This window comes from Pseudomonas sp. SIMBA_068 (assembly GCF_046534705.1).
Classification (GTDB): Bacteria; Pseudomonadota; Gammaproteobacteria; order Pseudomonadales; family Pseudomonadaceae; genus Aquipseudomonas; species Aquipseudomonas putida.
Map to the genome: position 1 here is coordinate 1 of NZ_JAWRYI010000993.1, position 255 is coordinate 255.

Annotated in this window: 1 protein-coding gene; it reads right to left on the reverse strand. The window is 39.6% G+C overall.

The features are described 5' to 3' along the window. Nucleotides 1–212 (reverse strand): hypothetical protein (locus SB756_RS32395; protein ID WP_410913547.1); only part of this gene is annotated, 212 nt, incomplete at its 3' end. Nucleotides 213–255 lie beyond the last annotated feature (43 nt).

Below are 255 nucleotides of genomic sequence, written 5' to 3' on the forward strand. Positions count from 1 at the left end.
CTCATTCGCTCAATTGTTTCAGAGTAATAACTCACGCCGTAAGCTTTATCCATCCACTTTGCAACATCAGTTAATTGAGCAAATATTTGATTCCCCCAAGATTGCAGGCTACGCGGAGTATTATTATCGTTGAGCATCAACCCTTGCTCTCTACCCTGATTTACAACCGCATCTAAATTTTCAGTGCTGCGAGCCTGCTCTTTCCAATCCATGTTTGGTGAATCTTTTAATAAGCAATACGTTAAAAATACATCT